General features: G+C 54.9%; 9 protein-coding genes and 1 rRNA gene. 8 read left to right on the forward strand and 2 right to left on the reverse strand.

Annotation, left to right across the window (positions count from 1 at the left end; translation table 11 throughout):
• Positions 1-184: 184 nt before the first annotated feature.
• Positions 185-301 (forward strand): 5S ribosomal RNA (gene rrf / locus BM235_RS30805).
• Positions 302-835: 534 nt separating this feature from the next.
• Here the strand turns inward: rrf and BM235_RS30810 are convergent.
• Positions 836-1,069 (reverse strand): hypothetical protein, encoded by a 234-nt coding sequence (locus tag BM235_RS30810; protein ID WP_090118101.1) that lies wholly within the window; start codon positions 1,067-1,069, stop codon positions 836-838.
• Positions 1,070-1,178: 109 nt separating this feature from the next.
• On the opposite strand from BM235_RS30810, the gene BM235_RS30815 reads away from it, so the two are divergent.
• Positions 1,179-1,997 carry a helix-turn-helix transcriptional regulator gene (locus BM235_RS30815; protein WP_090118102.1) on the forward strand — a complete coding sequence of 273 codons (819 nt, stop codon included), beginning with the start codon at positions 1,179-1,181 and terminating at the stop codon, positions 1,995-1,997.
• An 85-nt stretch (positions 1,998-2,082) separates the two neighbouring features.
• A complete protein-coding gene (locus tag BM235_RS30820) occupies positions 2,083-2,460 on the forward strand; it encodes a VOC family protein (RefSeq protein WP_090118103.1) in 378 nt (125 codons plus the stop codon).
• Between the two features lie 93 nt (positions 2,461-2,553).
• On the opposite strand, the gene BM235_RS30825 is transcribed toward BM235_RS30820, so the two are convergent.
• Positions 2,554-3,438 carry a LysR family transcriptional regulator gene (locus BM235_RS30825; protein WP_090118104.1) on the reverse strand — a complete coding sequence of 295 codons (885 nt, stop codon included), beginning with the start codon at positions 3,436-3,438 and terminating at the stop codon, positions 2,554-2,556.
• A gap of 120 nt (positions 3,439-3,558) precedes the next feature.
• On the opposite strand from BM235_RS30825, the gene BM235_RS30830 reads away from it, so the two are divergent.
• The 5 genes from BM235_RS30830 (at position 3,559) to BM235_RS30850 (ending at position 9,571) form a co-directional block, all read left to right on the forward strand.
• Positions 3,559-4,044, forward strand: coding sequence for a nucleoside deaminase (locus BM235_RS30830; RefSeq protein WP_090118105.1), 486 nt, complete (start codon positions 3,559-3,561; stop codon positions 4,042-4,044).
• A gap of 22 nt (positions 4,045-4,066) precedes the next feature.
• Positions 4,067-5,590, forward strand: coding sequence for a sensor histidine kinase (locus BM235_RS30835; RefSeq protein WP_090118106.1), 1,524 nt, complete (start codon positions 4,067-4,069; stop codon positions 5,588-5,590).
• The gene (locus BM235_RS30840; protein WP_090118107.1) at positions 5,587-6,273 is read left to right on the forward strand and encodes a response regulator transcription factor; all 687 of its coding nucleotides are present in this window, start codon (positions 5,587-5,589) and stop codon (positions 6,271-6,273) included. Before BM235_RS30835 ends, BM235_RS30840 begins: the two co-directional genes overlap by 4 nt.
• Positions 6,274-6,395: 122 nt before the next feature.
• Complete coding sequence (locus tag BM235_RS30845; RefSeq protein WP_090118108.1) at positions 6,396-7,898, forward strand: S-layer homology domain-containing protein; 1,503 nt, start codon at positions 6,396-6,398, stop codon at positions 7,896-7,898.
• A gap of 170 nt (positions 7,899-8,068) precedes the next feature.
• On the forward strand, positions 8,069-9,571 hold the full coding sequence (locus BM235_RS30850; protein WP_090118109.1) for an alpha/beta hydrolase family protein: 1,503 nt from the start codon (positions 8,069-8,071) through the stop codon (positions 9,569-9,571).
• Positions 9,572-9,611 lie beyond the last annotated feature (40 nt).

Raw genomic sequence — 9,611 nt, forward strand, 5'->3', positions numbered from 1 at the left:
GTAATGGGTGTAGCTGACGAGTACTAATCGGTCGAGGGCTTATCCTACGGTTTGCTTTTCAAAGCAGACCAACGGCCAAGCCGCACAGGCAAGAGAATTTCTAGCGCAGGTTCGTTTCGCATCCGGTTTTCAGGGCGCAAGCTCTGTAAGCTGCAAAGCTGGTTGGCAAATGCCAAACAGTAGGTCTGGCGGTAATGGCGGAGGGGTCCCACGCGTACCCATCTCGAACACGACCGTTAAGCCCTCCAGCGCCAATGGTACTTGGACCGCAGGGTCCTGGGAGAGTAGGACGTCGCCAGGCTAAGTGCAGTAAAGAGAACCACCTTCTTCGGAAGGTGGTTTTTTCGTTGGTTTTGCAGGTCGGCGGACAGGAGATCCCTTATTGGCTAACGGGTTCTCCATATAAATAAAGCAGTGGTTAAAATGGGGCATTCAAGATAGAATGGATGATGCATCCATCTTGGAAGATGATCTCTGTAAAGCGGTTCGAGGGAGGATTGAAATGTACAGTTTCGGCGGGTTTATCCTTATTATGGAAATCCTCATTTTCTGTTTCATAGCGGCTTTTCTGATAAGGTCATTAGTACGAAACAACGATCGCCAGAAGGAAACGACGAGCCCCGTCCAATCGGAAATGTTTCTGATGCCCGCCGTACTTGATCAAACGGATCATCCGTCCAGAAAATCGCATGATTCCGGTAACGATCACCATCATCATAACGGTCATGCGACAAATCATAACCATGACTCGACTTCAAGCCATCATGCTTCGCACGATTCAAGTTCATCTAGCGGGGGAACGGACGCGGGAAGCAGCGGTTCGGACTCGGGCAGCTCAGGCTCTTTCGATTAGCGATTGGAGGTCCCGATATGATTTCGGGGCCTCTTGTTTTCTATCCGCCGCGGATGCAGCCTCCCGGATGTAAGGCGCCGTAAGGTCAAAGGAGAAGCCAGCCGTCATCGCGAACAAGTCGCGAACCGTGTTCGTCCGCTCAGCCGGCTCTACCCACGGAATGCGCCAGTCGACGATGCGGTCGATAAACCGGGACAGCGGCGTGAAATCCGTCATTCCGTTCCCATCCTTTACATTAGGTTTCCCATCCATTATTGTGCAGAGAGAACCGTTCCTGCAAATCTAAGAACCAACCAACAAGACATAGTAGGAGGATGAGGCTCAGATGACGCATCCTTATCGCCCCTTGCACGCTCCCCAATTGCAGCCGCAGCTGCATCGCCCCTCGCACAGCTTCCGTGAGTTTGCGCCGAGCCGCCGCCTGGCGTCGCATGTCGCGACTTATTGGACGGTGGATTTCCTGCCGGTACCGGGCAATCAGGGGCATCGGGTCATCCCGGACGGCTGCGTCGATATTATCGTGGATCTGCGGGCTTCATCAAGCCGGCAGGCCGCCTATGTCGTAGGATTAACGACGCGTGTCGAAGTTTTGCGGTTTGCCCAAGCGCGCTCGGTATGGGGTATCCGGCTGTATTCGGAGTCGGCCGGCACGATCCTAAAGACTCCATTATCGACATTTGCGGCCAATCGCGTGTTTATGGAGGAGCTATGGGGACAGGAGGCGCTGGATTGGGTCGAAAAGCTGCTGACGGCCAATTCGATTACGGACAGGATCTCGGTCGTCGAGCAGCAATTGAACCGAATACTGGCTGCGGCCGAGGCGTCCGCACCCACTTTGGTGTACCAGAGCATGCAGTATATATACGATTACAAAGGCAATCTTTCCGTAACGGATTTGGCTGACAAAGTTAACTTCAGCGAGAGGCATCTTCGAAGGGCCTTTGATCGGGAGTTGGGCCTCAGCCCGAAGGAGATGCTCGGCATCGTCCGCTTTCAAAGCGTGCTGGAGGAATTGTACAGCGGAGACTATTCCAGATTGACGGATCTGGCGCTTCAACACGGTTACTACGACCAATCACACTTCGCCGGCGCGTTTATGCGTTATTACGGGCTTCCGCTCAAACGGCTGACCAGGCAGCAGTGAGAAAGTCCGTTTTTTACTATTTTGCCAAGCGGGACAATCGCTACAATGGGGGTGAAAGGAAGCAAGACGAGGGGAGCTGCCAAGCATGACGGTAAAGTTGAAGCGAGTCGGGATTTATGTAGCTAAGATGAAAAGGGCGTTAGACTTTTATCGCGCATTGGGGCTGGCTATTCCGGACGCCGCCGACGAAGCGCATCACGTCGACGTGGAACAAGACGGCATCGTGTTTGCTTTCGACCTGGTGGAATCGGTAAAGCGCGTTTTTGAAGGCTGGGACACGCCGGTCGGCTACCGGACCGAGCTCGCCTTTCAGTTCTCCAGCCGCGAAGCGCTGGACGACGCGTATCTTCAGTTAAAGGCGCTTGGACATCATGGCTATCTCGAGCCGCGGGATACGCCGTGGGGCGAGCGATATGCGATCATGAAGGACCCCGACGACAATCTAATCAGTCTCGTCGCTTAGCAAGAAAAGAACTGCCGCAATCAACAAGCAGATGGGAAGCGCTGACGCCGGCGCTTTCCATCTGCTTTTTTCGTCCATAACTTTAATCGAAACCTAATTCACCGAAAGGTAAAGATCGATAAAGTTCCGGGCCGCCTTCGACAAGCGGTGGTTGCGCAGCGCCACAAGTCCGATCGGCGACATCGTCCCTGATTCGCCGGATAGTTTTCGTCGAAAGATCGGATAACCCGGGTATTGGCGAAGCAACGATTCCGGAACGATGGACACGCCGGAACCGGACGCTACCAAGCTCATTAAGAGGCCGATATCGGAGCATTCCCCGAGAATCCTCGGATCCAGCCGAAGTTCGGAGAACGACTTTAGAATCAAATAATGGACGCCGAGCCCTTGCGTGCTCGGCAGCAGGAGAGGGAGATCGACGACGTCCGCGAGGGAGATCTCACGCTCATCCCCGAACGGCTGCTTGTCCGAGGAGATCACATAGAACGGCTCTTGTTCATGATGCAAGACCGTCAGATCGTCCCCGAGTTCGAGCGGCAGCCGGATGAAGGCGAGCTCAACCTCGCGTCCTCGAACCAAGCGACACAGATGGGACGATTCCCCTTGATGGATTTTGTAAGTCATCTTCGGATATTGCCGGTGAAAGCGCTGGAGAGCGGGGGAAAGCCCTGATACGGATAAGGTATTCACGCCAATGGAGAGCCGGCCGTTCAGCCCGCTGCCGACCTCCTTCACTTCGGACTTGGCCGCCTCCATCAGGTCAATCATCTGCAAGGCGTATTCGTACAATCGATTCCCCGCTTCGGTCGCTTCCAGCCGTTTACCGTTTCTCTCCAGCAGAAGGGCGCCAAGCTCTTCTTCCATCGCCTTCAACTGCTGGCTTAACGGAGGCTGGGAGAGGTGCAGCCGCTTGGCGGCGCCCGAAACCGTGCCTTCCTCCACGATGGCGGCGAAATAGCGCAGCTGCCGAATGTCCATGTCCGGTTCTCCTCCCGCGTATATATGCAAAAGCTTAGTTGAACGCTATAAAATCAATATTTTTCATATCGACCTCCTCATGCTACCATGATGGCATAAGAAAGAACAGGAGGGACAATCATGATTAACGAGACCGATCTTATGCAACTGCGCCGCTGCGTCGCGCTGGCGGAGGAAGCGCTGGATGCCGGCGACGAGCCGTTCGGCTCCATCCTCGTAGCGGACAACGGCAACGTGTTGATGGAGGACCGCAACCGCGTGGCGGGCGGAGACCATACGCAGCATCCGGAATTCGCGCTCGCCCGGTGGGCGGCTAATCATCTGACGCCCGACCAGCGGCGCGAAGCGACCGTATATACATCCGGCGAACATTGCCCGATGTGCGCTGCAGCCCATGGATGGGTCGGACTGGGCCGTATCGTATACGCGAGCTCCTCCGCGCAGCTGGCCGAATGGCTCGGAGAATGGGGCGTTGCAGAGCCAAGGGTACGTACATTACGGATACAGGACGTCATTCGGGATACGCCGGTCGAAGGACCGGTTCCGGAGCTGGCGGTGCAAGTGAAGGAACTTCATCGCCGTATGCGGTCCGCTCCTCAACAATAACGGAAGAGAGGGGGAGAAGCGCTTGTCCATCCGCGTTCGGCTGCTGCTAAGCTTCGGCTCGGTGCTGGCCGTTGCCGTCATTCTCATCTTGATGACCTCTTACTTGCTGTCAGTCGCGATCACGGGCGATATGAGAAGCATCAGCAGCTTTTACAAAATCCATTATTCCCTGCATCCGTTGACGGACGAGGAGGAAACGATCTTCCTGGACCTCAAGTACTTGGCCAAGCAGGATTCCGGACGGATGACGGATGAGGTTGTATTGGCGGATTACGACGGGCAGTTAAAGATGGTTCAGGCCGGATTGTTCGTCAGGAAGGACGATAAGTTGATCTATGCCTCGCCGTCGATCGGAGAACCGAAGATGTTGTCGGCGCTCCCCGGCTACGATGCGGCCAACCTCTCGATCCGGAGCACGCTCAACGTCGGCAGCCGATTTTTCTCGTATGCCAAATTCGACTTTCCCTATCCGGACGGCTCGCTCGGCAGCTTGTACGTAATGAAGGAACGAAGCCCTTTCGCGGAGCTTGTCCGAACGCTGCTTCCGATTCTCGTCGTCGTGCTTCTTGCCGTCATGCTGCTGACCGGCGTGCTTTTATACCGTTACATCACAAGGACCTTGATTCGACCCTTGGAAGTGTTGAAGCGTTCGGCCGACCAGATCAAGCAAGGGGATCTTCAATTCGAATTGAAGCCTCAGTCGCGGGACGAGATCGGACAGCTGAGCCAGTCATTCGAAGAGATGAGACGAAGGCTGAACGAATCCATCCAACTTCAGCTCCAATATGAAGAAAATCGCAAAAGCCTAATCTCCAACATCTCGCACGACCTCAAAACGCCGATAACGACGATCAAAGGCTACGTGGAAGGCATCCGGGACGGACTGGCCGATTCGCCGGACAAGCTCGATAAATACGTCGGCACCATCATCGGGAAGGTGAACGACATGGGACGGCTGGTTGACGAGCTGCTGCTCTATTCCAAGTTGGATTTAAAGCGCGAGCCTTATTCGTTCGACCGCGTCGATCTGATTGCATTCGCGCGCGATGCCGCGGAGGAATCCGCTTGGGAGCTGGCGGACAAAGGCATCGAGGTCGACCGGGACCTATCGGGATCGGGCCCCTTGATCGTCTTGGCGGACCGTTCGAAGCTGAAGCGCGCGCTCGGCAACCTGATCCAGAACAGCGTGAAGTTCATGAACGGCGATGAAAAGAGGATCCGGATTCGAGCGGGGGCCGAAGGTTCCCAAGCGCTTTTGGCCGTTGAAGATAACGGCCCGGGCATTCCCTCCGCGTCTTTGCCCTTTATCTTCGAACGATTCTATCGCGGGGACGCGTCCCGTAACAGCGGGATGGGAGGCAGCGGCTTAGGGCTGGCCATCGCCAAGCAGATCGCGGAAGGGCACCATGGTTCGATCGAAGTCGCGAGCGTCCCGGGGGAAGGCACCAGGATAACGATTCGTCTTCCGTTGGTCGATAAGGGGAGCGTGGACAGCACTGCTATCGAGTTACAGACTACCGGGAAGAGAAACGGGGCAAACGGATGAAACGAATCTTAATCATCGAGGACGAAATCCCGATCGCGGAGCTGGAGCGGGACTACTTCGAACTGAACGGCATGCGGGCGGAGCTCGCCCATGACGGCCCGCAAGGGTTGGAGAAAGCGCTCGAGGACCGGTTCGATCTCGTCGTGCTCGACCTGAATCTTCCCGGAGCGGACGGCCTGGAGCTATGCCGGCAAATTCGAAGCAAGCTTGACGTCCCGATCTTGATCGTCTCGGCAAGAAGCGAGGAGATCGATAAGATCCGCGGATTCGGGATCGGAGCGGACGATTACGTCACGAAGCCGTTCAGCCCCAGCGAGTTAATCGCCAGGGCCAAAGCGCATATGACGCGGTACGAGAGACTCGCAGGTAAGGCGCCCGACCAAAAGCAGATTCGCATACGCGAGCTGACAATCGACCGGACCGCGAGAAGGGTTTACGTCCGGGGAGAAGAAATCGGCCTGACGACGAAGGAGTTCGACGTGCTCTCTTTCATGGCACAGCATCCCAATCGGGTGTTCAGCAAGGAGGAGTTGTTCGAGCGGCTCTGGGGACTGGAATCCGCCGGCGATATCTCGACCGTGGCCGTGCACGTCCGCCGGGTGCGGGAGAAGATCGAGGCGCTGCCGTCCGATCCTCAATTCATTGAGACGGTATGGGGCGCTGGGTATCGCTTTACGGTCTGAGCCCTAATTGTTATGCTCCCGTTCATCAATTGTTAATCTCCTCTTTCGGGAATGTTCAAACCTTGGCATTAAGATGAAGTAAAGCCAAGCGTTAATGGCCATCCTAAGGAGGAATATATCGCATGAGAAAAGAATCCCGCACGATCGCTGCCTGGACATTGGCCGCGGCCATCGGCGTCGCAGCCATTGCGCCGGCCGCCGCTTCAGCTGCTGCCCCGAATTCCTCGCCGAAGGCGATCTCCATATCCGAGCGCATGGATGCTGCCGTCCAACTCGCCGTTAATCAACTTAAGGAGCGGGGCGTTCTTAACGGTTACGATAACGGAACGGTTCGGCCGAACCAGCAGGTAACCCAGGCGGAAGCCGCCAAGCTGATCGTTTTGGCCTTGAACCTGAAGCCGGCTGTCGCCTCCGAAGCGAAGCTCGCCAACGCGCATAACGGCAAGTGGTATGCGCCATTTGCCATGACGGCGATCGATAACGGCTTGTTCACGGCAGCTGACTTCGCTCCGAACAAAGCCGTCAGCGAGCAAGTCCTCGCGGCATGGGTTGCCAAGACCGTTCAGCGGGATGCGCTGAGCGCCAGAGGCTGGATGCAAGCCATCAGCGACGGCACCGACGCTGCCACGCGCGGAGAAGCCGCCCGTCTCCTCGTGAAGGCGGAAGCTTCCATTCGATCCGACGACGCGCGCATCCTATCGGTAAAAGCATTGGATGCCATCGCGCTTGAAATAACGACGACCGGTCCGATGTCACTGAACGACGAGGCGATCGAACGCTCTGCAGAGACCTTTCAATTCGACGGCGGCCTGACGATCGTCAATCAGCCGCGCTTGAAGACGGGCTCGACGAATACGTACATCGTCCCGGTTACGACGATGGAAGATGGGAAGCGTTATACGCTGACGTATAAAGGCGATCAGAAGCTCGCCTTTTCCGGAAGCGGCGAGCGGATCCGATTCGAGGAAGCGCGCCAAGTCACGAACGATACCTTCGAGGTCGAAGCGCTTCTCGCGAACGGCGTCGTCGACTATGGATATGTCATCTCCGCCTATGCGGACGGACGAGGCACGAACGCCATCGTACTGGAAGAGGGCAACGCCTTGAACGGCAAAACGATGCAGATCATCTCTTCGCTGCGGAACCGCACGGCCGTTCTTACGCCGGCAGGAGGCGAGCCGATGACCGTATCGTATGTCGGCTTCACCCAATCGACGGATGGCAAGCAAGAGCCGAAGTTCCGGCTCCCGGCCGGCCAGAAGCTGGTGCCTGGCTTAACGTACAAGGTATCCGCCGACTGGTTCGAGACGAAGAACGCTTCGTTCGTCGCCGGCAGCGTCGAGCCCTTGCAGCTCGCTTCCGCCCAAGCCATGGATTCGAAGACGCTCGCGGTTACGCTTGCAAGCGACCCTGGGGACGAGTTGTTCGCCTTCCGTTCGGTGAAGCTAACGGGTAACGACGGCAGCGAATTAACGGCGCAATATCGCGTGCAAACCCGTAAGGGAGCAACCGGCGCGTTCGATCTGCAGAATGGCGGAGCGCTTAAGGCAGGCGTAACTTATAAGTTAGCGCCAATCGGAGACTGGGCGGTAGGGAAGAGCGATATTACGATATCGGGCATTTGATTAATATCATTAAATATAGTCTATAGGTTTAAAAGCCGCATATCTGCGGCTTTTTTTTTGCGTCTTACAAAGTTGCAAGGTAGATGTAAGGCAAATCGATGGCTTGAGCCAGAAGGGCAGGATAATATTGGGACAAACATAAACTGATATTTTCAAAAAGGAGAATCGAGATGAGGCTGTTTGAACTGTTGCTTTTATTGTCAAACATCGGCTTGTTCGCGTTATCCATCCTATTGAAAAAAGGACGGCGTAGGATTCCAGTATTCGTAGCAAGCGGGATCGCCGCGCTTTTACTAATCGTTCACGGGACGGTGGAAGGATTCAGAATTCAGCTGGTTTTCCCCTATTGCATAACGGTCCTTTTTTTAGCCGTTTCAGTTTATCGATACTATAAAAAAAACGACGGAAGAAAAATCCCGCGATTCATGCTAGGTTCAGTTTATGCCGCCATAGCGATCATGCTGGTCGTAACAGCGGGTCTCCTGTATGCATTTCCTGTATTTAAACTGCCTGAACCGAAAGGCGAATTTAAGGTAGGAACGCAGGCTTTTCATTTCGTGGATACGAAAAGGGAAGAGATTTTCGACAAAACAAGAGCCGGTAAAAGAGAATTGATGGTTCAAGTATGGTATCCGGCTCAAGCCGGCACCGGCAAGCTCGCCCCTTTTATTCCCGATTCCCGGATTTTAAGCTATATGGCCGCGAACTATGGCCTTCCCGGGTTTACTTTGCAACACCTGAAGTACGTATCCAGTCACGCTTATTCGGGGGCCGAAGTCTCTTCGGCACAGACTTCCTATCCGCTGATCCTCGCGAATCCCGGCTTCGGCTCTTCCAGGTTCCTCCACGCGGCGCAAGCCGAAAATCTCGCGAGTCACGGATATATCGTGGCAGCGATCGACCACACTTACAATACATTCGCAACCGAGTTTCCGGACGGCCGAATCACGACCAGCACAACGAACGACTTATTCTCCTCCGAAAATGACTACCAGACGGAAAGCGGCAATCGCGACAAACTGGGAAAAGTTTTAACCGATGACGTGGCGTTTGCGCTGGACCAATTCGAGCTTATACAATCGGGGCAAATTCCAAGCTTTCTAAAAGGGAGGGTGGATATCGATCATGTCGGGGTGTTCGGTCATTCCATCGGCGGAGCGACGGCCTATGACGCTTCTTACGATCCTCGAATCGCGGTTGGCATTGACTTGGACGGAGGGCTTTATCGTCTGCGTGACAGGGAAGGTCTGCAGAAGCCGTTTTTGTTCATGAACTCGGAAAGCGAATTCGAAAGATTAAAGATGGTGACGGAAAACCATATCTACACGGATGCAGAGCTTAAACGCATGGGAAACACAAGAGCGTGGATGGATCAAGTAACGGCAGACAAAAAGTTAGAGCTTGAACGAATGCGCGAAACGGTTGCTTCGGGGGGGCAATTCCTCTATATCGACCATACGGAGCATTTGAATTTTACCGACGTACAGTTCATTTCTCCGGTTTTCAAATGGCTGGGCATTACAGGGAAGATTGCGCCCGATAGAGCGAACGCCGTAATCAATGCCTATATGCTGGATTTCTTCGACATGCATCTGAAAAATAGTGGCGGAAGCTTATTTGAAAGGCCGGATAGCCGCTTTCCGGAGGCGAAGAACGTAACCTCGCTCTTATAAATAGCGGCTCCAGCTTGAAATGCACCGCCCGTAGAGGGCG

The organism is Cohnella sp. OV330 (assembly GCF_900112065.1).
Taxonomy (GTDB): Bacteria; Bacillota; Bacilli; order Paenibacillales; family Paenibacillaceae; genus Cohnella.